The sequence below is a fragment of the Saccharibacillus qingshengii genome (genome assembly GCF_013185195.1).
Taxonomy (GTDB): Bacteria; Bacillota; Bacilli; order Paenibacillales; family Paenibacillaceae; genus Saccharibacillus; species Saccharibacillus qingshengii.
Window position 1 is genome coordinate 1 of the sequence record NZ_JAAZWC010000024.1, and the last position, 24,342, is coordinate 24,342.

Here is a 24,342-nt window from a genome sequence, read left to right on the forward strand (position 1 = left end):
CGTGGCTCCAACGAGAACGCGAATGGTCTACTTCGAGAGTTTTTCCCCAAAGGCTACGATTTTGCGCAGGTGACCGACGACGAACTGGAACGAGCTCTGAATCTGATCAACAACCGCCCTCGCAAATGTTTAGGCTGGAAGTCCACCCACGAATCGTTTCAGGACGAACTGTTGCACTTGGATTGACAATTCGTCTTTAAAAAAATTGTTTCATTCTTGGTACGGTCGGGTAAATGGAAAATGTTCTCCACTTAAAAATTGATGAGAACTTCATACATAGAGTCTGGAATATAATTGAATGTAATCCCTTCAAATTCCAATTGACATCCCCGAAGACACGATGGTATATTCGAGTAGTGGATCACACCTATTTATCTGATAACGAAGGGAATGTTCGTGCATGCAAGGTAAAGTGAAATGGTTTAACGCAGAAAAAGGTTACGGTTTCATTGAAACGGAAGAAGGCGGCGACGTTTTCGTTCACTTCTCGGCGATTCAAATCGAAGGATTCAAAACGCTGGAAGAAGGACAATCCGTTGAGTTTGACATCGTTGAAGGCGCTCGCGGACCGCAAGCATCCAACGTCACTCCTCTGTAAGTCGTCGCAGCCGTATACCTGACCTACATAGATGATTAAGCACTAATGATTTATGCTGGTTGGAGACACATGGCTCAACAGAAAGACCCCACTTATGCGGGGTCTTTTTTGTATGGGTTTGAATCACAAAATATCTGATTCCACTATATTTTTCAATTGTAAAAAAGTTAAAATAGATTTAATGCGATAAAATTCATAGAAAATATACATATTCAGAAAATAAGCGTTTACGAGAAGGGATTTGCGTTTAAAACGCATTAGGTAGATAGGACTATTTGCCTGGTTCTGCTTCACGCACGTTTGCTTAACAACATCTGAGGAGGGATCACACACAGTGAGGGGAACGAACAAGAAAGTATGGGCGATGTTAATTGCCCTAGTGCTCGTACTACATACGATGCTTGGCGCAGGAATCGGACAGGCACAGGCTGAAGAAGCGACGCCAACCGGACAAACCGTAGAGCAAGAAATCGTACCATCGACAGAGGGTAAAGTTATTCAAGAAGAGATACAGGCTGAATCCGGACAGACCGAAGACCCAATCGTAAATGAAGAAGGTCCCGTAGTCGAGAAAAGTCCAGCCATTGAAGAAAGTGCGGCAAGCGAAAGCGAAGAAGTCATAGAAGCTGCTCCGGCAGCGGATTCTGGAACTCCTGTTGTCGATGCCCAAACCCCTCCGGCAGACGAAAAGACTCCGGAAGCAGACGTGAAGACGCCTGCAGAAGAAGACACGGCTGCAACGGACGAAGAATTGGCCAAAGAAAAATCGGCCAAAGAAGAAGCCGAACTGGCTGCCAAAGCAGCAGCAGAGGCAGACGCAAAAGTAACATCCGTAATTGAAGAAAACATCATCACGAACGTGTCGATTACAACCGATAGCGGAAGCATAATCGATGCCGACCACCCGGTTGATGTAAACGATGCGCTTCAACTGAACTATCAGTTCGCGCTGCCGGACGGTAAAGGATACGGAGACGGTTCGACCTTCGATTTTGACGTTCCTTCGCAGTTCCCGATTTACAACGCAGTCAACACATCGCTGTTCGCTACCGATAGCTCAGGCGAGACGATCGGTACGCTTCAAGTTACCACAGACGGTCACGTCAAACTTACGTTTAACGATTACATTGCCAAGCATTCCGATGTAAAAGGCAGCTTGAAGATCGGTACGGTACTGACGGAACAAACCGTAAACAAGCAGGAGCAGGTGACCATTTCTTTCCCGATCGCGGGCGGACTTGTACCGGTTATCCTTTATGTCACAAAACCGGACAATACCGATCCGATTCGAAACGATGCCAACCTGTTCTACAAACTGCACACCTCTACTAATTACGCGAATAAACAGGCCGCATGGGGCATTTTCATCAACAAAGACATGCTCTCGCTGAACAAGGTCGTCGTAAAGGACACATTCCCGAATGGTGGGCTTGAGCTGGTCAAAGCTTCGATCGCTGTCGAAGTCGAAGGCACTGAAAACGGCAAAGGAAACGGTCAGTACAGTGCTTACGCAGGGAATTACACGGTAGACGTATTGGAAAACGATTTGCGTAAAGGTTTCGTCGTAACATTCAATGAGCCGGTAACGCAAAGTCTTCGAATTACGTATACGACCAATTACGACAGCAATAAATTGACCGACGCTACAGTGAATCAAGGATTCGTCAACCGAGCGAACCTGACCGCCGAGATCCTTGGGAAAGACGGACAAGGTCCTGCGGAACAGATTGCCAAAGAATCGCAGATCGCCTTCTACGAGCCTTTCGTTGACAAAGGCGGCGCGCAAAGCGGAGATCGCCTGAATTGGTCGATCACGATCAACAAAAACCAGTCCACGATCACCAATGCTACCATCATCGATACGGCAGGCAACAGCCAGACGCTGGATCGCGAATCATTCCGTCTTTACCAAGCAGCCGTGGATCGCAACGGCGTGGTAACCAAGACGGGTACCCTGCTGACAGAAGGCACGGATTATGTGTTGAATATGGCAGCGGACGGGACAACCGGATTTACCCTGACGTTCAACAATTCGATCAATTCCACTTACGTGCTAGAGTATGCTTCGACCTTCAACGCCGCTGAGACGAAAGACCTTACGGAAATCGTCAACAACGTTCGTTTTACAGGTGAAGGCATTCGGGGCGGTATCGTGGAAAGCCAAAGCAAAATCACGGTACGCGTAACAACGGGTTCCGGTTCGGGTGCCGGGACGATTCCGGTAACACCGCCGACGACGCCACCAACAACACCGCCGACGACGCCACCAATAACACCGCCGACGACGCCACCAATAACACCGCCAACAACGCCACCAACGACGCCACCGGATACGACAATTCCGGAAAATCCGGTTCCAGTAGGACCTCCGGTCGTGATTCCGACGCCGCCAACTCCGGTAACTCCAACTCCGGATACGACGATTCCGGACGAGCCGACTCCGATCGGACCTCCAGTCGTGCCGACGGAACCTGACACGACGATTCCGGACGAGCCGATCCCGCAGGGACCGCCGGCCGTACCTTCGGAACCGATGATGCCGATTCCGGACGAAACGACTCCGGTCGGACCTCTGATCGTTCCGGTCCAAGAGCAGCCGATTCCGATGCAGCCGATCGTTTCGATCCCGGATGAGCCCGTCCCACAAGGAGTGCCGGTTGTGACCGGAACGGTAGTACCAAGCGAAGAGACACTGCCGCAAACGGGAGAAAGCAGCAGCCTACCCTATGTGATGGCTGGAACCGGTCTGATCCTCTTCGGACTGCTGATGAGACGCCGCTCGGTTAAGAACGCCGAATAACGGATTGCGTGTCGCAGTGATGGATGTGCAGCCCAACCCCGCTTTCGCGATTGCAGCGAAGCGGGGTTTTTTATCTGTATGAGGCTCCTGCTTCTATGCGCAGATACATTCCCGCGTTTGCCCGGCCGCTTTTGAGGTTAAAAGAGAAGATAACGGCATTCGGAAACGTTGTCCCTGACAATTTTGTCCGATTTGTCGATAAAGCGTTAACACTCTTTTTACTCGGCGTTAACGCTGTGTTATAATGGTGACATAAGGAGGAGTGCCCTATGGACTTTGCGATTCGAGGACAACAAATTGAGGTTACTGACGCTCTGAAAGACTATGTCGACAAGAGACTCAGCCGACTCGACAAATACTTCGATATCCCCCCTGCTACGGAAGGTACGGTTACGCTCAGCGTGACCCGAGGTATTCACAAGGTAGAGGTGACCATCCCTCTCCCAGGCGGTATTTTCCTTCGTGCGGAAGATCGGAGCGACGATATGTATACGTCGATCGACTCGGTATTGTCGAAACTGGAGCGCCAGATTCGGAAACACAAGACCAAGATGAACCGCAGATTCCGTCAAGACGAGAGCCTCAAAGGCTTGTTCGTGGACGAAGGTGCCAATGCTTCCGTTTCCCCGTCTACCGACGAGGAAGAGGACGAACTCCAGGTTGTGCGCAGCAAGCGATTCCTGCTTAAACCGATGGACGTTGAAGAAGCCATTCTGCAGATGAACATGATCGGCCACAACTTCTTCGTATTTTCGAACATCGAATCCGAAACGGTCAACGTGGTTTATCGCCGGAACGACGGTAAATACGGCCTGATCGAACAGGAATAAGGCATCACTTTCACAAAAAAATAATTTTTTTAAAGAAAAAGAGCCTTATCCGCATCGGATGAGGCTCTTTGCGCGTATATAATATGTTGGAAAGTTTTACGGAAGAGCGGCCAGGCGGCCTTTTGCGCGGTTGCCCGTGCCCGCTCAAGCTGGTACAATTTAGGCAAACCATCCGTTTTGCACGAAAGGGGCACAACATGTTAGGACTTGTCAAAAAAATCTTCGGGGATATGAACGAACGGGACGTCAAGAAGTTCATGCGTACCGTAGAGATCATCAATAAAATGGAACCCGATTTCGAAAAGCTTACAGACGAACAGTTGAAGCATAAGACCGTCGAGTTCCGCGAGCGCCTGGACAAAGGGGAAACGCTCGACAGCCTGCTGCCGGAAGCTTTTGCTACGACGCGCGAAGCTTCCAAGCGCACGCTCGGCAAGCGCCATTACGATGTGCAGCTGGTCGGCGGTATCGCTCTGCATAACGGCCGGATCGCGGAAATGAAAACAGGGGAAGGCAAGACGCTGGTAGGCACGCTCCCGGTTTATTTGAACGCGTTGACGGGCCAAGGCGTTCACGTCGTAACCGTCAACGATTATCTCGCCCAGCGGGACAGCGAGGAAATGGCCCAGGTCTATAATTTCCTCGGCATGACCGTCGGTCTGAACCTGAGCGGGATGGAGCATTCGCAGAAGCAGGAAGCCTACGGCTGCGATATCACGTACGGCACGAACAACGAGTACGGATTCGATTATCTGCGCGACAACATGGTGCTGTACAAAGAACAAATGGTACAGCGTCCGCTGTACTTCTGTATCATCGACGAAGTGGACTCCATCCTCGTCGACGAAGCGCGTACGCCTCTGATCATCTCCGGTCAGGCACAGAAATCGACGGAACTGTATTTCCTCGCGGACCGCTTCGTCAAGCGTCTGCAGGCGGAAGAGGATTACACTGTCGATATCAAGATCAAATCGGTTTCGCTGTCGGATAAAGGCGCGGCCAAAGCCGAACGCGATTTCGGCATCGACAACCTGTACGACCAAAAGCATGTCATGCTGAACCATCATATCGTACAGGCGCTCAAAGCGAACGTGATCATGCGCCGCGATGTCGACTACGTCGTGGTCGAAGACGAAGTCGTGATCGTCGACGAATTCACGGGCCGTCTGATGGCCGGACGCCGTTACAGCGACGGTCTGCACCAGGCGATCGAAGCGAAGGAAGGCATCACGGTTCAGAACGAGAGCATGACGCTTGCGACCATCACGTTCCAGAACTACTTCCGGATGTACCGCAAGCTTGCCGGCATGACCGGTACGGCGAAGACGGAAGAAGAAGAATTCAAGAAAATCTACGGCCTCGAAGTGCTGCAGGTACCGACCAACCGGCCGAACCAGCGGAACGACGCACCGGATATCGTCTACAAGAGCGTACCGAGCAAGTTCCGGGCAGTCGTAGCGGAGATCGAAGAGCGCCATGCCAAGAATCAGCCGATTCTGGTCGGTACGGTCTCGATCGAGAACTCCGAAGTACTGTCGGAAATGCTGAAGAAAAAAGGCATCCGCCACCAGGTGCTGAACGCCAAGTATCACGCCGAAGAAGCGGAGATCATCTCGAGCGCCGGTCAAGCCGGTTCCGTAACGATCGCGACCAACATGGCCGGACGCGGTACGGATATCGTGCTGGGCGAAGGCGTCTCCGAAGTCGGCGGTCTGCATATCATCGGTACGGAGCGTCACGAATCGCGCCGGATCGATAATCAGCTGCGCGGCCGTGCCGGACGTCAGGGCGATCCGGGTTCGACCCAATTCTACCTGTCGCTGGGCGACGAATTGATGAAGCGGTTCGGCGCGGACAACGTGCTGAACATGATGGAACGCCTGGGCTTCGAAGAAGACCAGCCGATCGAGAGCCGCATGATTACCCGCGCGGTAGAATCGGCCCAGAAACGGGTCGAAGGCAACAACTTCGATACGCGCAAAGTCGTTCTCCAGTACGATGACGTGATGAATCAGCAGCGCGGCGTAATCTACAAGCAGCGCTTTGAACTGCTGGAATCCGAGAACGTGAAGCAGATCGTGCTGGATATGATCCGCGCCACGATCGAACGGATCGTAACGGCACATACCGGCGACGATATCCCGGAAAACTGGGAATTGGAGCAGGTAGCCGATTACATCAATGCCAAGCTGCTCGAAGAAGGCGAAATTACCCGCGACGAGCTGTGGGGCAAGGAAGCTTCGGAAATTACGGAATATCTGTATGACCGGGTGCTGCAGCGCTATAACGAACGCGAAGATTCGCTTGGCGAAGCCATGGTCCGCGAATTCGAGAAAGTCATCGCGCTGCGCGCGGTCGACCGGAAGTGGATGGACCATATCGACGCGATGGATCAGCTTCGTCAGGGTATCCACCTTCGCGCTTACGGCGGTACCGATCCGCTGCGCGAATACCAGTTCGAAGGGTTCGAGATGTTCAATCAGATGATCGCCAGCATTCAAGAAGAGGTTGCGACGTATATTATGAAAGCCCGCGTCGAATCGAATCAGCAGCGTGAAGCGGTTATCGATGAGAAGAAGATCAGCACGAACAGCCCGACACCGGACAAGAAAGCTTCCCGCAAGGAACGCCGCGCTCAGCGATAATCTCCCGGGCCAGGCAGCAAATCAGTGAAAGCTCTCCCGGCGCATGCCGGGGATACGGCCCGGTTTCCGATATGCTTTTCGGGGGCCGGGCCGAAGGGCTGTTTACGGGCGGTTTATCCGCCGACATAAAAAAGAGAAGCCGCAAGCGGCTTTTTAGACTACCAACGAGGTGAAGAAAAATGATCGATCCGAATGTCAGACACGATCTGCGCGAGTTGACGCAGAAATTAACCAACCTTAGGGGGTCACTTTGACTTAGATCTCAAAGAAGAAATGATCTCCAACTTCGAAGAGAAAATGGCCGCTCCAGGTTTTTGGGACGACAGCGATAAAGCGCAGGCACTGATCTCGGACATGAACGCGGTCAAAGGCTCGCTGGACCAATACTTGAAAATGCAGCAGGATTTCGACGATGCCGTGCTGATGGCGGAACTTGCCGACGACGAAGACGATCAGGAAATGGCGGACGAAGTAGCGGCAAGCGTGGCCGATCTCATGACGCGCATGGGCGAGTTCGAACTGCAGCTGCTGCTGAGCGAGCCTTACGACAAGCTGAATGCCATTTTGGAGCTGCATCCGGGCGCCGGCGGTACCGAGTCGCAGGACTGGGGACTGCAGCTGCTGCGGATGTACACGCGTTGGGCCGAGAAGCGCGGCTTCAAAGTCGAGACGCTGGATTACCTGCCGGGCGAAGAAGCCGGCATCAAAAGCGTGACGCTGCTCATCAAAGGCCATAATGCTTACGGCTATCTCAAAGCGGAAAAAGGCGTGCACCGCCTGGTCCGCATCTCGCCGTTCGATTCGTCGGGCCGACGCCACACGTCGTTCGTCTCGTGCGACGTCGTGCCGGAGATCGACGACACGATCGATATCGATATTCGCACGGAAGACCTGAAGATCGATACGTACCGTGCCAGCGGCGCGGGCGGTCAGCATATCAATACGACCGATTCGGCCGTTCGGATTACCCACCTTCCGACCGGAGTGGTCGTGACCTGTCAGAATGAACGCTCACAGATCAAGAACCGCGAACAGGCTATGAAGATGCTCCGCTCCAAGCTGTACGAGCGGGAGATCGAAGAGCAGAAGCGGCATTTGGCGGAGATTCGCGGCGAACAGTCTGAGATCGGCTGGGGCAGCCAGATCCGCTCGTACGTGTTCCATCCTTACAGCATGGTCAAAGACCATCGCACCTCGCATGAAGTCGGCAACATCGGCGCGGTTATGGACGGCGATTTGGACGGATTCATCGATGCTTATCTGCGCAGCCAGCTGAAGATCGAACCGTCGGAGTAAGCGGGAGCCATGTCAACGAGCAAAGGCGGCAGAAAGCCGCTGGTCCCGCTTCACGGTGCCAAACGAAATGCCCTCGATACGACGCTTATCGTCGTGGGCGCTTTTATTACGGCGATCGCGTTCAACCTGTTCCTGCTGCCCAATCAGATCGCGTCCGGCGGGGTATCCGGACTGTCGATTATCATCAAGGAATGGTTCGATTTCGAACCTGCTTTTACCCAATGGATCTTCAATATTCCGCTTTTTATCGCCGGAGTGATTTTCCTGGGCAAACAGTACGGGGCGCGTACGCTGGTCGGTACCGTCTGTCTGCCGCTTTTCATTTTCCTCACGCGCGACTGGCCGATCTCCACGACCAATCCGCTGCTCGGCTCGCTGTACGGCGGAATCGGCGTCGGCTTGGGACTTGGGCTCGTGTTCCGCGGGCGCGGTTCCACCGGCGGACTCTCGATCGTCGCCCAACTGCTGCAAAAGTTCAGTGGGCTCAGTCTCTCGCTGTGCGTGATGCTGGTCGACGGCACGGTTATCGTGCTGGCGGGCTTTACTTTGTCGCTCGAGAATGCGCTGTACGCGCTGATCGGCCTGTACGTGACCGGGAAAGTCATCGATGCGGTCGAGATGGGGTTGGGTTATACCAAAGTCGCCTACATCATCACCGATAAACGCGAAGAACTCACACAGGTTATCTTGAAAGACCTCGACCGCGGGTTGACCGAACTCAGCGCGCGCGGCGGATATACCGGCGAATCCCGTCCGGTGCTGATGGTCGTGATCGGCCAGAGCGAAACCAGCCGCCTTAAAACGCTGGTCCGTTCGGTGGATCCGGAAGCTTTTGTCGTGATCAGCAACGCGCAGGAAGTGCTCGGCAAAGGGTTCAAGATTCAACTGTAACCGCAGCTCTTGATTCGTAAGAAAACCGTTTCCAAAGTCCAGAGACTTGGGGAACGGTTTTTTTGTAAAAACGCACGGATTCCCCTTCCTCCCGCAGAATGTGAACTTTTCCTCTTAAGGTTGTATTTATATGACGTCGAACGTATAATAATACATATTATTCGGGTTCTATACAGCCTATATGCATGGATGTGCAGCAGGCATGCGTTTGAACCCTACAGAGCGGAGGCCAGAAAGAATGAGCAAAGACAAGATCAAAGCGGCGATCGTGGGCGCTACCGGTTACGGCGGTGCGGAGCTGATCCGTCTGCTGCAGGCGCATCCCCAGGTGGAAGTGAGCTGCGTGCTGTCGTCTTCGAGCAGCGGTACGCCGCTGAGCGCAAGCTTTCCCCACCTGACGGATATCGTCGAGCTGGAGCTTGAGCAGATCGAACCGGCGAAGATCAAAGCCAAAGCCGATGTCGTCTTCCTGGCCACGCCTGCCGGCGTAAGTGCCGAACTGACTCCGAAGCTGCTGGAACAAGGACTCAAAGTCATCGATTTGTCGGGCGATCTGCGTCTCAAGGACGGAGCTGTCTACGAGAAATGGTACAAGCGTCCTCCGGCATCCGAAGAGGTGTTGGCCCAGGCCGTATACGGGTTGAGCGAAGTCTATGGAGAATCGGTGGTGGGCCGAGCGGCGATCTCGAATCCGGGATGCTTTCCGACGGCGACGCTGCTGGGCCTGATCCCGGCGGTCAAGGCGGGCTGGATCGATCCGGCGACGATCATCATCGATGCCAAAACCGGCGTGTCCGGAGCGGGCCGCGGAACGGGGCTTGGCACGCATTACAGCGAAATCAACGAAAGCGTGAAAGCCTACAAGGTGAACGCGCATCAGCATATTCCGGAGATCGAACAGGTGCTGGGCGAGACGGCCGGCCAAGAAGTGGTCGTGACGTTTACCACACACCTGATTCCGATGACCCGCGGTATTTTGAGTACGATGTACGCTTCGGTCAACGAAAAGCGGAGTACGCAGGAATTCATCGATTTGTATCGAACCTTTTATGCAGGACGTCCGTTCGTGCGCATCCGGGACAACGGCGTCATGCCGGCAACCAAAGAAGTCTCGGGCTCGAATTACTGCGATATCGGCTTTTCGGCGGATGAACGGACCGGCCGCGTGACCATCGTGTCGGTCATCGACAACATGGTCAAAGGCGCCGCCGGACAGGCTATACAGAATCTCAATCTCATGATGGGCTGGGATGAGGCGACAGGTCTTCATTTCGTTCCGATGTATCCTTGATTCCACAGCGATTATACAGCGAAAGGCGGAAGCGGCTCATGGCAGTTCCTTCTTATACCGTCGTCGAAGGCGGATCGATCATTACGCCGAAGGGATTCCGGGCATCCGGTCTTCACTGCGGTTTGAAAAAAGCGGACAGAAACGATATCGGTGCGATCGTATGCGAGGTTCCTGCTTCGGCGGCTGCCGTCTATACGACGAACTTGTTCCAGGCAGCCCCGCTGCAGACGACGCGCGACAGCCTTGTGAACGGCGTATTGCGTGCGGTCATCGTGAACAGCGGGAACGCCAATGCCTGCACAGGCACCCAAGGCGACGCGGATGCAGCGGAAATGCGCGATCTGGCGGCCCAAAGTTTCGGTGTGGACCCGGAAGACGTGGCGGTCGCTTCGACGGGCGTCATCGGCGAGAACCTGAAGATGGACTGCGTACGAAGCGGTATCGCCCGTCTTGCGGATGTGCTGGCAAACGACGCGGACGCCGGAGAACAGTTCAGCCAGGCCATTCTGACGACCGATCTGGTCAAAAAAGAACTGTGTGTCTCGCTGCCGGTCGACGGACAAACTGTGACAATCGCGGGCGCGGCCAAAGGCTCCGGCATGATTCATCCGAATATGGCGACCATGCTGGCCTTTATGACGACAGATGCCAAAATCGGCAGCGAAGCGCTGCACAAACTGCTGCGGCGCACGACCGAAAACACGTTCAACATGATTACGGTGGACGGCGATACGAGCACCAACGACATGCTGGTCGTGATGGCGAGCGGATTGTCCGGCCAAACCGGGGAATTGGACGAAACCCATCCGGACTGGCTGGCTTTTGCCGAAGCGTTCGTACGCGTCTGCGAGCATCTGGCCAAAGCGATTGCCCGCGACGGAGAAGGCGCGACCAAGCTGGTCGAAGTCACCGTAAGCGGCGCGGAGAGCGAAGAGTCCGCACGGGCGATCGCGAAGACGGTTGTCGGCTCAAGCCTAGTCAAAACGGCCGTATACGGCGCGGACGCCAACTGGGGACGCATCATCGCGGCGGTCGGCCGCGCTGGCGTGCCCGTTCATCCGCATACAGTCGATATCAAGCTCGGCGATATCGTCGTGCTGACCTCTTCCCAACCGGTCGCATTCGATGAGGAACTGGCGCTGGAATATTTAAAAGGCGATACCGTAACGATCTCGGTCGAGCTGAATATGGGCGACAAGCAGGCGACGGCATGGGGCTGCGATCTGACTTACGATTATGTGCGCATCAACGCGGCGTACCGGACATAAGCTTGAATTTGTGAAAAAAGCGCAGCCGGCTGCGGCCGGACTGCGAATTGATACTTAGCCGGAACTGTTCGGCGCTTCTGGAGGGATAGTCATGCAGCGACAAGTGTACCGGTTCCCGCACGACAACGGCTCTTCGGCCCCGCTTCGGACGGGCACGGACCAACCGAACGTGCAGGCCTCGTTCGTCATGAAATGCGGAGGCAGCACGCTGGCCGCTTTGCCTGAAGCTTTTTTCGCCGATCTGGCGCAGCTTCAGGCAGACGGCGTGCGGCCGGTGATCGTGCACGGCGGCGGACCGGCCATCTCCGAGAATCTGGATAAGCTCGGTATTCCGACGGAGTTCGTCAACGGACTTCGGCGCACGACCGAAGAAGTGCTCGACGTCGTGGAAATGGTGCTTGCCGGAACGATCAACAAGCTGATCGTGCGGCGGATCCAGTCCGCCGGAGGCAGAGCACTGGGACTGTCCGGCTCCGACGGTTCGCTGATTCAGGCGGAGCCGGTTGCCAACGCCGCCGAAGTCGGTCTGGTCGGCGACGTCGTACACGTGGAAGCGGGGATAGTCTCCGGCGTGCTCGGAATGGGCTATATGCCGGTCATCGCTCCTCTGGGCGTGGATGCCCAAGGACAGCGCTACAACATCAACGCCGATACGGCGGCCGGCGCGGTCGCTTCCTTTGTCGGTGCGCCGCGCATGATCGTCGTGACCGACGTGCCCGGCATCCTGAAGACGGTGGACGGCGTCAAGGCGGCGCTGCCGTCCGTTACTTTTGCCGAGATCGAAGAGATGATCGCAAGCGGCGAGATCTACGGCGGGATGATTCCCAAAGTCCGCGCCGCGATGAAATGTATCCACGGAGACGTGCAGGAAGTCATGATCGTCGACGGCCGCGAAGAACGCGTGCTGAGCCGGCTTCTGTCCGGCGAACAGATCGGGACTGCGATCCGACGATGACGTTCGGAAGAACGGACTTGAACAATACCCTAATCCCTGATTTTTGTGAATGATTACCCCGATGAAGCAGGCCAAGCGGAGGGAGAAGTGCAGGGGAGGAGTGCCAACGCACTTCTCCCTCCGCTTCTCGCCGAACCCAGGAAGGAGCGTGCAAGACCATGACCGAAGAAAGCGCATTGTTTCAAACCTACGCCCGCAATCCCCTCGCCCTCGTCAAAGGCGAAGGCAGCTGGCTGTGGGACGACCAAGGCAACAAGTATCTCGACTTTATGAGCGGCCTCGCCGTCACCAACCTCGGCCACGCGCCGAAGAAGGTCGGAGACAAGCTCAAAGAGCAGATCGATACGCTGTGGCATACGTCGAACCTGTTCGTCATTCCGAAGCAGGAAGAGGCCGCGAAGAAGCTGGCCGAAGTGGCGCAGGCCGACGCCGTGTTTTTCTGCAACAGTGGCGCCGAATCGAACGAAGCCGCGATCAAGCTGGCACGCCGCTATTTCCAGAAGGTCAAAGGCGAGGATCGCTACGAGATCATTACGCTCGGCAAATCGTTCCACGGCCGCACGCTGGCTACGCTGACCGCGACCGGACAGGACAAAGTCAAAGAAGGCTTCCTGCCGCTTCCCGCCGGATTTGTTACGGTGCCTCCGCATGATATCCATGCGATCGAGCAGGCGATCAACGAGCATACGGCCGCGGTCATGATCGAAATGGTACAGGCCGAAGGCGGCGTTTATCCGCTGGATCAAGCGTACGCGCAGCAGATCGAACAGCTGTGCCGCGACAAAGGCATCCTGCTGATCGTCGACGAAGTGCAGACCGGCATGGGCCGGACCGGAGCCTGGTTCGCGCATCATCGCTACGGCATCAAGCCTGACATTTTCACCGTCGCCAAAGGCATTGCTTCCGGCTTCCCGGCCGGGGCGATGATCGGGCGCGCCTATCTCAAAGAAGCCTTCACCGCAGGCAGTCACGCGACGACGTTCGGCGGCACGCCGCTGGCTTCGTCCGCGATCATCGCGACGATCGAGACGATGCAGGAAGACCGTCTGCCGGAGCGGGCCGCGGAAATCGGCGATCTGCTGATGAACAAACTGCGCGAGCGTCTGCAGGGCAATCCTTTTGTCAAAGAAGTGCGCGGACTCGGTCTGCTGATCGGTATCGAATGCGCGGAACCCGTAAGCGAATTGGTTCTGGCCGGACAGAAGCGCGGTCTGCTGTTCGTGTCGGCCGGTCCGAACGTGATCCGGCTGCTGCCGAATTTGTATGTGACCGAAGAACAAGTGATGCAGGCGGTAGAGATCGTCGCTTCGGTGATTGAAGAGAAAGTGCCGACGCCGAGCGCTTAATCAAGAAAGAATCCGCCGCCGATGCGGCCTTATGAACGACGCCGACGGAGCGTTTGGCGGACCGGGACGCAGCATCCGGCTCGCAGACGCTCCCTTTTTACGAAATCGATGAATTCCAGGAGGGTTTGATATGGATCTGAATCAACAGGCGCACGGGCTCGCTCTCAAAGGACGCGACCTTGTCGAATTGACCGACTATACGACGGAAGAAATCCAGTACCTGCTCGATCTCGCGATCGAACTCAAACGCAAGCAGAAAGCGGGCGAGACGTTCCGGCCGCTGGAAGGCAAAACGCTGGGCATGATTTTTGAGAAATCGTCCACGCGTACCCGCGTTTCGTTCGAAGTAGGCATGTTCCAACTTGGCGGACACGCTCTTTTCCTCAGCAAAAACGATATTCAGCTCGGCCGCGGCGAAGCGATTCCGGATACGGCCGGCGTGCTGTCCCGCTATCTCGACGGCATCATGATCCGGACGTTCGGCCATGAAAACGTGACGGAGCTCGCCAAATACGCGGACATCCCGGTCATCAACGCGCTGAGCGATCTCGGCCATCCGTGCCAGGTGCTGGCGGATCTGCAGACGATCCAGGAGCATAAAGGTTCGCTGCGCGGCCGCAAGCTGGCCTACATCGGCGACGGCAACAACATGGCCCATTCGCTGCTGCTCGGCGGCGCGAAGATGGGCATGGACGTTAGCATCGCAAGTCCAGAAGGCTACGAGTCGGATGCCGACATCGTGCGCCAGGCCCGCGAGATCGCGAACGTCACTGGCGCGAAGATCTCGATCGTGCGCGACGCGCGCGAAGCGATCGAGAACGCCGACGCCGTGTATACGGACGTCTGGGCGAGCATGGGCTTCGAGGAAGAACAGAAAGTGCGCGAACTGGCGTTCAAAGACTACCAGGTCAACGAAGAGCTGGTACAGCACGCCAAATCCGATTATCTGTTCCTGCACTGTCTCCCGGCGCACCGCGGCGAGGAAGTGAGCGCGGGCGTGATCGACGGCAAAAACAGCGTGATTTTCGATGAAGCCGAAAACCGGCTGCATGCGCAAAAAGCGGTTATGGCGACGTTGATGGCGTAACGCTCTGCCCGGACTCGGGATCGCAGCGTGCAAAAAGAAAAACGGCGGATTCGGCCCAGGCAGGAAAACGACGTTTCTGCGCCGAACATGAATAGATTGAATTTAATGGATCGCATACAGACAGTGAACTTTTAGAGCGGAGGAATATAGACTTATGGCAAAAGAAAAAATCGTACTCGCCTATTCCGGCGGACTGGATACCTCGATCATTCTGAAATGGCTCAAAGAAACGTATGACGCGGAGATTATCGCTTTTACCGCGGATATCGGGCAAAAGGAAGAGCTGGACGGCCTCGAAGAAAAGGCTTTTGCCACAGGCGCTTCGAAAGTGTATATCGACGACCTGCAGGCCGAATTCGCTTCGGACTTCATCTATCCGATGTTCCAGTCCGGCGCCTTGTATGAAGGCCAATATTTGCTGGGCACCAGCATCGCGCGTCCGCTGATCGCCAAGCGGATGGTCGAAATCGCCCGCGCCGAAGGCGCGACGATGATCGCCCACGGCGCAACAGGCAAAGGCAACGACCAGGTTCGCTTCGAACTCGGCGTCGCCGCGCTTGCCCCGGACATCCAGGTGGTCGCTCCATGGAGACTCGACACGTTCCGCGAGACCTTCCCGGGCCGCGCCGAGATGATCGCCTATGCCGAGAAGCACGGTATTCCGGTCACCGCTTCCGCCGCCAAGCCGTATTCCACCGACCGCAACCTGCTGCATATCAGCTATGAGAGCGGCGTACTGGAAGATCCTTGGTTCGATCCGAGCGCTCCGGAAAACAAAGAAATGTTCCTGCTCAGCGCCGACCCGCAGGATGCGCCCGACGAGCCGGAAATGCTGGAGATCGAATTCGAGCAGGGGAACGCCGTTGCCCTGAACGGTGAAAAGCTCAGCCCGCTGCAGGTGATGGACAAGCTGAACGAACTCGGCGGCAAGCACGGCATCGGCCGCGTCGACATGGTCGAGAACCGCTTTGTCGGCATGAAGAGCCGCGGCGTGTACGAGACGCCGGGCGGCACGATCCTGTTCACCGCCCACCGCAAGATGGAATCGCTGACGATGGACCGCGAGGTCATGAACCTGCGCGACTCCCTGCTGACCCGCTACAGCACGCTCGTCTACAACGGCTTCTGGTTCGCGCCCGAACGTCTTGCGCTCCAGGCGCTGGTTACCGAAAGCCAGAAGAACGTGAGCGGCACCGTCCGCGTGAAGCTGTACAAAGGCAACGTTATCGGCGCCGGCGTCAAAAGCCCGGTCAGCCTGTACAACCCGGACATCGCCACGATGGAAGCCGATCCGAGCCAAGCTTACGATCAAAATGACGCGACAGGGTTTATCAGCCTCAACGCTTTGAGATTGAAAGTGGGAAAAGGCGTAGAGCAAAATCAAAGAAAGTAATGGTTTGAGGTGAAAAAGAGTGGGTTCCGGGGGGAGGTTCGTTCCGGTCGCGTGTTGCAATTGGGAAGCTTGATTAGACTAGAAGGAGGCTTCCCAATTGCAAAGGCGAACGCCAAGCTTATGCTTCCGAAGTGACTTTCTTCGAAAGTCTGTAGCTCCTACACTGAAACTCCCCCCTCCACCCACGCTATTCGCCTTTTTTATAAGGAAGTAAAAGGGCGTCCGGCTTGCGCGAGAAGCCGGACAAGATCTTGACCTTGACCTTGCGCAGCCAAAAGCAGGGTTCCCCGAACGGGAACCTGGCCGGACAGGAACCACGAAGTGTTCCGTCTCCGGCCCCGGGTCTTGGCTGGACAAGGCTGGCGCAGCCGCCTGTATCCAGCCTCGGGTCTTAGCCGGACAAGGCAAGCGCAGCTGCCTGCCTCCGGCTCCGGGTCTTCCGGTCGAACAGGGCCACGCGAAGCGGCCCGCTTTCGACACCGCCCTTGGCCGGACAGGAACCACGAAGTGTTCCGTCTCCGGCCCGTCTTGAAGTCCCGTCCGCGCGTCGCACCAGGCAGCAAGCCGCTGCCCGCATCGAGCGCATCCCGCACCGCAGTCAGCCGCGGCCCGCCGAAGGCCGGGCAAGCGCGGCGGCACGTACCGCCAGCACCACCACTAAACTAAGCAAACCTCCCGCCCGAAGCCGACCGCAATCTCTGCCCTTTACAGGTGTCCAGAGGGCAGTCGCCCTTTGGGGCCCTCCCTCGGGGAGGGTTTGGGAGGGGGGAGGTCAATGATGAATAAACTATGGGGAGGCCGTTTCACCAAGCCGACCGACCGTCTGGTCGAGGAGTATACCGCCTCCATCGATTTCGATAAAGCACTGGCCGAAGAAGATATTCAAGGCAGCCTGGCGCATGTCGCCATGCTGGGCAAATGCGGGATCATTCCGCAAAAAGACGCCGACACGATCGCCGAAGGCCTGATTAAAGTCCTGCACAAGATCGAAGCCGGCGAAGTCGAATTCTCCGTTTCCGACGAAGACATCCATATGAATATCGAAAAGCACCTGATCCAGGAAGTCGGTCCGGTCGGCGGCAAGCTGCATACCGGCCGCAGCCGTAACGACCAGGTCGCGACCGACATGCACTTGTACCTGCGCAGCCGCGTCGTCGAACTGACAGGTCTGGTGCAAGCGGTACAACAAGCGCTAATTGACCAAGCCAAGCAGCACACCGACACGATCATTCCCGGCTACACGCATTTGCAAAGAGCGCAGCCGATCCTGTTCGCGCATCACCTGCTCGCTTACGTCTCCATGTTCCAACGCGACGCGGAGCGATTGATGGACAGCTACAAGCGCATCAACGTACTGCCGTTGGGCGCGGGCGCGCTTGCGGGAACGACATTTCCGATCGACCGCCATTTCGTGGCCGAGCAGCTGGGCTTCGACGGCGTGTACGAGAACAGCCTGGACGCGGTCAGCGACCGCGACTTCATTTTGGAGTTCCTGTCCGGCGCTTCGATTCTTATGATGCACATGTCCCGTCTTTGCGAAGAGCTGGTTCTGTGGAGCAGCACCGAGTTCGGCTTCGTCGAGCTGGATGACGCGTTTTGCACGGGCAGCAGCATCATGCCGCAGAAGAAGAACCCGGACGTGGCCGAGCTGGTTCGCGGCAAAACGGGCCGTGTTTACGGCAATCTGATGGGTCTGCTGACGGTGCTGAAATCTCTGCCGCTTGCGTACAACAAAGACATGCAAGAAGACAAAGAAGGCATGTTCGACACCGTAGCGACGCTCGACGGCGCGCTGCGTTTGTTCGCTCCGATGATCGCGACGATGCAGGTTCGTACCGGCCGCATGCGTGAAGCGGTCAACAAAGACTTCTCGAACGCGACCGACATTGCGGATTTCTTGGTCGGCAAAGGCCTTCCGTTCCGCGACGCGCACGAAGTCATCGGCAAAACGGTCCTGTACTGTATCGAGAACGGCAAGTATCTGCTTGACCTCACGCTCGAAGAATTCAAGACCTTCTCCGATCTGTTCGACGACAAAATCTACGATGTGCTTCAGCCGGAGAACGTGGTCAATGCCCGCAACGTCTATGGCGGCACGGCCAAGCCTCAAGTCGAAGCGGCTATCGAACGCGCGACGACAACGCTTGAACGCACCACCGAGTGGTTGAGTACCCGACTGTAAGCCGTTATTTTATCTTACCCGGAACAGTATGAATGCCGAAGTGCGGAGGTAACGGTTGAAGAAAGTGCGGTAAAGCAGCTGCGCAGATCGCGAATGCAGCCGAAAATGCGCGTTCGCAGGCTTGCGTATGCTGCTCTCGACCGCTTCGTTCAAAGGTCGGCTCGAACGGATTTTTCCGCAGTCCTTATGCTCGTTCGTCGTAGTAAGCCTTTGCGAAAGCAAAAACGTCTTCCTCCGCGAAGGCGTTTTTTGCTTTTTCCTTTATTTTGAAAAAAGCAAAGTTTGTTTGCAGAAACTCGGGAATCGGGTAAAATGTAGAAAAAGCGGCCGGCTAATCTGTCGGCCGCTTAATTCGCATTGTTGCAGACTGCGAGGCGCAATCTTAATTATGTTCAAAGAGTTATTTATCAACTTTACGATTCTGGCGACGTTGTTGTTTTTCGGTAATGTTTTTTTAAATCGTTTTCGTAAATCCTCGCTGGCTGCGCGTTCCGGTTCTTGGTTGCCTTGGTTCACCGGAGTCGCTTTGGGCGTCGCGGGCATCCTCATGATGGAATTCTCTTTTCCGATCGGAGAAAATTCGGTCATCGACCTTCGTCAAACGGCGATCATTATCGGCGTGTACGTCGCGGGAATTCCCGGCGGTCTTGCGGCGAGCGTGATCATCGCGGTATTCCGCTTTTTCTTGTTCGGCGATTTCGGTTTATCTTCGTACGTCGGTGCGTCCAACGCGCTCGTCACGTTCCTGCTCGTCATTTTGGTATTGAAGAAAGGACAGTTGGAACCTAAAAGATGGGCTTTGGCTTTCGCCGTTCAAGTCGTTGTGCTGCTGGTCAGTTTCTATATCATGATCGGCCCGAGTTTCGTCAGCATCATACCGGTCTATTCCGTGATCATCGCGGGAACCGCCGTCTTTACCTTCCTCATGCTGCGCCATCTCAAAAATTCCAACGAACTTTTCGCTTTTATGGAAGACGCCGCGCATCGCGACTTCCTGACAGGCCTGCATAATCCGAGAGCTTTTCATATGCTGTACGATCGACGCGTGAAGCGTGCCCAGAAGCACGGAGAAGAGTTCGGCCTAATCCTGCTCGATATCGATCACTTCAAGCGCGTAAACGACACGCACGGACATCCGGCCGGGGATATCGTGCTCAGGCAGCTCGGCAAAATTCTGACCTCGTGTTCGCCTGTCGATAGCTATGCGGCCCGTAACGGAGGCGAAGAGTTCGCGATCGTGATCGACCGTCACGAAGAAGAGTCGGTCGTGCGCGTCGCGGAACGGATACGATCGGTCGTAGAGGGGCATGCTTTCGTATTGGATGACGGAACCCGTCTGGAGTTGACGGTCTCGCTCGGTTACGGCTTGTCGTACGCGGGAGCCCCCAGAACCTTGTTCCGCCGCGTCGACGATGCCTTGTATCGCGCGAAGGAAAGCGGGCGCAATCGGATCTGCAAAGCGAGCAACGAATTAGGGCGCTCCAACGAAGCCGCATCGTCCGCCGGCCGAACCGATGCTCCGACTTCCGAATAGGATCTTAAAAAGTTTTCGCCGAGCTTCAACGCCGAAAAAGCCATGTCTCATCGTTACCGGGACATGGCTTTTTCGCATTCGCGCATAATAGCAGTCGTTTGTCATTTCGCAATCTTTTCCGTCTAGAATGATACGAACAAAGCCGGCGAACGCTCTTTACTTGCTCGGATCGCCGAGAGGGAGCCACTCCAGCACGTTTTGGATCATTTTATCCCAATATCCCCATTCGTGTTCGCCGGGACCTTCTTCGTACGTAAAGTCCAGATCGCTGCCTTCGGCAGCTTTTTTGAACGTCTGGTTGTCTTTGTACAGGAAATCTTCGGTGCCGCAGCACTGGTACAGCTTCGGCTTCGGCATGCTCGATTTCGATACGCGATCCAGCAGGTACAGCAGATCGTTTTCGCTGCCGCGTACTTTTTCCTCGCCGAAAACGGTACGCAGGAGGCCGGAGCGGGGGTTGTCGGGGTTTTCGGTCATCGAAGCGATGTCCAGAGCTCCCGAGAGGCTGGCTCCCGCCGAGAACAAATCGGGTCTGCGCAAAGCCAACTTGAATGCCCCGTATCCGCCCATCGACAGTCCTGCCGCGAAGTTGTCTTCGCGCTCGGCCGACAGCGGGAAGAAGGAGCGCGCCAATTCCGGCAGCTCTTCGCTGATAAACTCCCAATATTTTTCCCCGTAAGCCATGTCCGTATAGAAACTCCGGTGTACCTGCGGCATGACGATCGCGATTCCGTAAGCGGCGGCGTATCGTTCGATCGACGTCCGGCGTACCCAGATCGTGTCATCGTCGGACAATCCGTGCAGCAAGTACAGCGTTTTATGCGGCCCGGGACGTTTGACGTTTGCCAAGCCGATCTGCGAACGGGTCTGCTGCGGCAGAATGACGTTCATCGACGTGCTGAGGCCGAGCGATTCGGAGTAAAAGTTGCAGGACAACAATGCCATAAGTAAAGTTCCTCCTTCGGTGTAAGTACCTTGAATGCATAATGCGAGAGTCGAGATCCAATCGATGATCGTTGAAGAAAACGCTTTATTCGACTTGTCTATCATACCACTTTTGTTGACTTTCATGCGATTTCCACAAGTCATTGGGATCAGGGCCGAAAGACCTAAATAATCGTTGCTCCTCCTCCTGCCTCAACATATAATGAAAGAAGTGAAAAAGACCGATATATAGACGAATATGGCCCGTTTCCCGGTGTACGGAATATGACATGGGCGTGTCGGAAGGAGGAGAACTTTTTTGCTGAAAAGGTTTAAACAAGAGCAAGGATTTACGCTTATCGAAGTGTTGGCGGCAATGCTTATCCTAGCGATTGTGGCATTGGCGTTCACGGCTTATTTCAGCAATGCGCTGACCTTCTCCAAGTCGAACCAGAACAAAACAATTATGTCGAACTTGGCGCGCAGCGCGGTTGTCTATATGCAGAAGCAGGACTTCGATCGGCTTGAGGCTTATTTCAATTCGTTCTCTCCGGAAATAACTTCGCAAACGTTCGCCTCGTGCGGAACTTCGTCCCCGGGCGCTTGTGCGTTTGCCGATATTTTCGACGACGGCAGCACGGATGTGATTACTGCTGTGTTGAGCCCTTCCGTCAACGGCATCGATTATCGAATCGTCATCACCCATCAGAGCGAGCTTGCCAAGTCTGATGCGGAGGGCGGGAACCTGCTGCTGCCGATTACGGCAACGATCAGGCCTATATCGGCGGGAAAAAGTAGCCTGGGAGCCGATGAGGTTACGGTGGAGGGATACGTGAATGCGAAAGTTATTCGCTAAACTGCATAGAGAAGAAGGCGTGACATTGATCGAACTGATTGCAGTGTTGTCGATCATGAGCATTATCCTCGGTATTATCTCGACGACGATTTTTTTCGGATTTCGCAGTTACAATCGGATCAGTGTGGAGAACAACCTGCGCGATCAGGGCGATGTGCTGATGTCCTCGATTATTACGGAGTTGTACACGTCGGCACCTGATCGGGTATATCCGCTGACCGACGACAGCGGCAATACTTACGGCATTCAGCTCGTGGAAGAGAATGCCGATGGTACGCCGAATATGGACACAGCCGAGGAAATCGTTATTCAGGACGGTCAACTGGAGATTCATCGCTCCAAGACGGACACGACGGCTTCCTACGAAGCGACGAGAATCAGAGGGGGGGGCAAGTTGGTAGTTTCTTCAGCCAATGCGGATTCGTACATCGGACTCGAGGGCAAGAACTTGAACGTCTTTGGTTATTTGGAGACCGGATTGATTAAGATCAAGCTGGTCCTTTGGATGGACAACGGCTCGGATGCGTCGGAGATTACGCTGGAGAGCCGCTTTGGATTCTGACGGCACGATTATGAAAAGGAGAGCGAAAATGAAACGGTGGCGTGAAGAAAAAGGTTCTGCGCTCGTAATGGTCATGTTCATGATGCTGATCCTGACCCTGCTCGGTGTGACGATCCTCAGTGCGACAGTAGCCGGATCGCGACGAACGCTGACGCGCGAGAACGACATTCAGAGCCTTCAGTTGACGCAGAAAGTGCTGGACGAGTCGGTAGCGTTTATTTCGACGAAGCTGAACGCGAGAGTGGCACAGCCAAGTTTTGATGCGAAGAATCTGAAAATCGAGATCGAGAATATTGTCAATACGATTCCGGTGAATCCCGACGGGATTCCGGAAAGTAAAGATAACGTGCAGACGAGCGTTTTGCCCGGTGCTTCGGGAAGTTTGATCGTACGGCCGACGGTCGTCGCCGATTTTCCGGATGATGATTCTCTGCGAGCCGGTACGGCCTATACGGTTACGCTCAAAGCGGCGGGAATCGTCAACGACGTTAAACGAACGCTGACCCAGGAAGTTAAAATTAACATGTACCCTGATTTTCTGAAATACGCATTCGGTTCCGAACAAAATCTGATTCTCAACGGTGCTCCGTACATCAATGGCAACATCTATGCGGGCAGCAATCTGATCGTAACGAATCGTCCGGAGTACGTGTATGAAGGCCATAAATTAGATACAACGAGCTTATATCCGAAAATGGTCACCGGAGGCCTGGTTTTCATTCAAGGACTGGATCGTTTTCTAAGCGGCGACCAAAAAGATCGCGTGACCCCGATTATCGCGGAAGGTGACGCCAAAGTAGAGGATCGGGTGAAGCAAGCGCTTGGTATCGGCGTTTCGCAGCTGCAGATCAAAGACCGGCAGAAATTTGTCCGGATCAATGTGGAGGAATCGTTTATCGACAAACTCGCCGAAGCGTTAACGTATACCGGAGCCTCGTCGAGCGACCTGTTGGCAAGGTATAAAAGCGAGGGAGCTTCGCCTTCGGCCAGCATGTCGGCAGTCGTCAATAGTTTGCAGGATACAGGCATCAAAGTGCTGGAAATGCCCAAACCCGCCAAGATTGAGCCTCTTCCGGTGCTTGAGAATCCGGAAACCGCGACGACGGCGCAGATCCTCAAGCATAACCAAGAAGTCGCAAAAGTTATTGAGGACAATCAGAAAGAAACCGACCGATACAATCGGGAAATCGGAACGCTCGAAAACGAACTGAGAAGCCTGTCTTCGACGGCCGTTTTCAAAGGCGACCTGGCGCTCGACGGCAAAATATTCTCGACGTTGGGCGCAAAGAACAAAAAAAACTGGTTGATTGTCAACGGCAGCCTGACGCTCGCCGGAGAAGAGCAGCCTACCAACGTATTGGGCAACGTATTGGTTACGGGAAGCGTGCGATTCACAAACACGGTGAACGTCGACTCCACCATGTTCGTCATGGGGGATACGACCATCGAAGACGCGACAATTCTCGGCAAAGAAGAAGACGGGCAAAAGAAGGAGATCGTATTGATCTCCAAAGGCTCCGTTCTGCTGAATCGGGTGGACGCCTTCAAAAACAATGCTGCGGTTCAGACTCTGCGCGGTTTCTTCTATACGGATTCGACGGCTGTTTTATACGGGGTAGGTTCGAACTTCGTGCTGGACGGCGGATTTTTTGCCAAAGGCAATCTAACGATCAATGCGGTGATCGGAAACTCCGCGAAGGGAGACGGCGATATTGCTTTTGCTACCCAGGGACCTGACGGCAGTCAGGCTTCCGATTCCCGCTTCAAAGTTCATTACAATGACGATGTTTATGCGCACCAAAGGATCGGACTGCCGCAGGTCGAACAGGTCAGTCTGAGCGTGGGCAAATTGCAGTTGGAATAGGAAACTGTATGCGAGATCAA

19 protein-coding genes are annotated in these 24,342 nt (G+C 55.1%); 18 read left to right on the top strand and 1 reads right to left on the bottom strand.

Annotated features, from left to right (window positions below; genetic code table 11):
- The 15 genes from HRQ60_RS23500 to HRQ60_RS17930 form a co-directional block, all read left to right on the top strand.
- On the top strand, positions 1 to 186 hold a 186-nt coding region (locus HRQ60_RS23500), incomplete at its 5' end, for a transposase (protein WP_425501708.1).
- Positions 187 to 400: 214 nt separating this feature from the next.
- Positions 401 to 598, top strand: a complete 198-nt coding sequence (locus HRQ60_RS17865) for a cold-shock protein (RefSeq protein ID WP_037287260.1) — start codon at positions 401 to 403, stop codon at positions 596 to 598.
- A gap of 334 nt (positions 599 to 932) precedes the next feature.
- Positions 933 to 3,398, top strand: a complete 2,466-nt coding sequence (locus tag HRQ60_RS17870) for a collagen binding domain-containing protein (protein ID WP_172198275.1) — start codon at positions 933 to 935, stop codon at positions 3,396 to 3,398.
- A 269-nt stretch (positions 3,399 to 3,667) separates the two neighbouring features.
- Positions 3,668 to 4,228, top strand: a complete 561-nt coding sequence (gene hpf, locus HRQ60_RS17875; RefSeq protein ID WP_172198277.1) for a ribosome hibernation-promoting factor, HPF/YfiA family — start codon at positions 3,668 to 3,670, stop codon at positions 4,226 to 4,228.
- 197 nt (positions 4,229 to 4,425) lie between these two features.
- Positions 4,426 to 6,873, top strand: a complete 2,448-nt coding sequence (gene secA, locus HRQ60_RS17880; protein ID WP_172198279.1) for a preprotein translocase subunit SecA — start codon at positions 4,426 to 4,428, stop codon at positions 6,871 to 6,873.
- Positions 6,874 to 7,052: 179 nt separating this feature from the next.
- Positions 7,053 to 8,169 (top strand): peptide chain release factor 2 gene (gene prfB, locus HRQ60_RS17885; protein ID WP_246281390.1). Its coding sequence is split into 2 segments (ribosomal slippage): positions 7,053 to 7,124 and positions 7,126 to 8,169, totalling 1,116 coding nucleotides; the frame shifts between segments, so codons are not numbered across the junction.
- A 9-nt stretch (positions 8,170 to 8,178) separates the two neighbouring features.
- Positions 8,179 to 9,060, top strand: a complete 882-nt coding sequence (locus tag HRQ60_RS17890; protein ID WP_172198283.1) for a YitT family protein — start codon at positions 8,179 to 8,181, stop codon at positions 9,058 to 9,060.
- A gap of 238 nt (positions 9,061 to 9,298) precedes the next feature.
- Positions 9,299 to 10,351, top strand: coding sequence for an N-acetyl-gamma-glutamyl-phosphate reductase (gene argC, locus HRQ60_RS17895; protein ID WP_216671634.1), 1,053 nt, complete (start codon positions 9,299 to 9,301; stop codon positions 10,349 to 10,351).
- A gap of 38 nt (positions 10,352 to 10,389) precedes the next feature.
- The gene (argJ, locus tag HRQ60_RS17900) at positions 10,390 to 11,619 is read left to right on the top strand and encodes a bifunctional ornithine acetyltransferase/N-acetylglutamate synthase (protein WP_172198285.1); all 1,230 of its coding nucleotides are present in this window, start codon (positions 10,390 to 10,392) and stop codon (positions 11,617 to 11,619) included.
- A 187-nt stretch (positions 11,620 to 11,806) separates the two neighbouring features.
- Complete coding sequence (gene argB / locus HRQ60_RS17905; RefSeq protein ID WP_246281393.1) at positions 11,807 to 12,574, top strand: acetylglutamate kinase; 768 nt, start codon at positions 11,807 to 11,809, stop codon at positions 12,572 to 12,574.
- A gap of 158 nt (positions 12,575 to 12,732) precedes the next feature.
- Positions 12,733 to 13,920, top strand: a complete 1,188-nt coding sequence (locus HRQ60_RS17910; protein WP_172198291.1) for an aspartate aminotransferase family protein — start codon at positions 12,733 to 12,735, stop codon at positions 13,918 to 13,920.
- 130 nt (positions 13,921 to 14,050) lie between these two features.
- On the top strand, positions 14,051 to 15,007 hold the full coding sequence (gene argF / locus HRQ60_RS17915) for an ornithine carbamoyltransferase (RefSeq protein ID WP_172198294.1): 957 nt from the start codon (positions 14,051 to 14,053) through the stop codon (positions 15,005 to 15,007).
- Between the two features lie 154 nt (positions 15,008 to 15,161).
- Complete coding sequence (locus HRQ60_RS17920; protein WP_172198297.1) at positions 15,162 to 16,400, top strand: argininosuccinate synthase; 1,239 nt, start codon at positions 15,162 to 15,164, stop codon at positions 16,398 to 16,400.
- A gap of 778 nt (positions 16,401 to 17,178) precedes the next feature.
- Positions 17,179 to 18,582: an argininosuccinate lyase gene (gene argH, locus HRQ60_RS17925; RefSeq protein ID WP_172198406.1), complete on the top strand. Its 1,404-nt coding sequence runs from the start codon at positions 17,179 to 17,181 to the stop codon at positions 18,580 to 18,582.
- 547 nt (positions 18,583 to 19,129) lie between these two features.
- A complete protein-coding gene (locus HRQ60_RS17930; RefSeq protein WP_172198300.1) occupies positions 19,130 to 20,116 on the top strand; it encodes a GGDEF domain-containing protein in 987 nt (328 codons plus the stop codon).
- A gap of 156 nt (positions 20,117 to 20,272) precedes the next feature.
- Here the strand turns inward: HRQ60_RS17930 and HRQ60_RS17935 are convergent, their stop codons facing one another.
- Positions 20,273 to 21,061: an alpha/beta hydrolase gene (locus tag HRQ60_RS17935; RefSeq protein WP_172198303.1), complete on the bottom strand. Its 789-nt coding sequence runs from the start codon at positions 21,059 to 21,061 to the stop codon at positions 20,273 to 20,275.
- Positions 21,062 to 21,359: 298 nt separating this feature from the next.
- On the opposite strand from HRQ60_RS17935, the gene HRQ60_RS17940 reads away from it, so the two are divergent.
- From HRQ60_RS17940 to HRQ60_RS17950, 3 genes are read left to right on the top strand one after another with little or no spacing between them, the layout of a single operon-like run.
- On the top strand, positions 21,360 to 21,896 hold the full coding sequence (locus HRQ60_RS17940) for a prepilin-type N-terminal cleavage/methylation domain-containing protein (protein ID WP_172198306.1): 537 nt from the start codon (positions 21,360 to 21,362) through the stop codon (positions 21,894 to 21,896).
- Positions 21,877 to 22,458, top strand: a complete 582-nt coding sequence (locus HRQ60_RS17945) for a type II secretion system protein (RefSeq protein WP_172198309.1) — start codon at positions 21,877 to 21,879, stop codon at positions 22,456 to 22,458. Before HRQ60_RS17940 ends, HRQ60_RS17945 begins: the two co-directional genes overlap by 20 nt.
- 28 nt (positions 22,459 to 22,486) lie before the next feature.
- Complete coding sequence (locus HRQ60_RS17950) at positions 22,487 to 24,322, top strand: hypothetical protein (RefSeq protein WP_172198312.1); 1,836 nt, start codon at positions 22,487 to 22,489, stop codon at positions 24,320 to 24,322.
- The last annotated feature ends 20 nt before the right edge of the window (positions 24,323 to 24,342 follow it).